The organism is Paramesorhizobium salinisoli, from assembly GCF_003335045.1.
Lineage (GTDB): Bacteria > Pseudomonadota > Alphaproteobacteria > Rhizobiales > Rhizobiaceae > Paramesorhizobium > Paramesorhizobium salinisoli.
Window position 1 is genome coordinate 1 of sequence record NZ_QOZG01000118.1, and the last position, 439, is coordinate 439.

Genomic DNA, 439 nt, shown 5'->3' on the forward strand with positions numbered 1-439 from the left:
TTAAAATAGGTTGCCTGGCTGATTCCCGCCTTCCGGCAGATCTCCGCAACCGGCATACCTTCATCACCCTGCTTCAGGATGAATGCCTTTTGAGCATCCGAAAACTGCGATGCCTTCATCGCTTTCCGTTCCTTTCCCAGCCAGGAAAAGCCACCGGAAAACTCTAACCTTAACTGGTCCAGTTTGAAGGGCGCAGATCACTGCCAATCCCAAATCGGGCCGCTGCTGAGCGCGCCGACATGCCATCCCGTGACGCAGCCAGAACGCTACGAAGATCATCACTGAAAGCTCGCGTCATATTGCCTCCGACCAAAGATAACGTAAAGAATCTTTCGCATTTTCAGATTTGACGGCTCCTTCTACAATAACGGAAGGAGCGAAAGGATGGACGACGAGAAGGATGCTGTGATGGGTCAGGTGATCCGGATCGACGAAGCGC

General features: G+C 52.6%; 1 protein-coding gene and 1 pseudogene. Both read right to left on the minus strand.

Annotated features, from left to right (window positions below):
- Positions 1-119: transposase (locus DUT91_RS25175; RefSeq protein WP_147272320.1), on the minus strand; the 119-nt coding region annotated here is incomplete at its 3' end.
- Between the two features lie 83 nt (positions 120-202).
- Positions 203-298, minus strand: a pseudogene (locus DUT91_RS25180) (IS630 family transposase); the annotation flags it as partial.
- Positions 299-439: the final 141 nt, after the last annotated feature.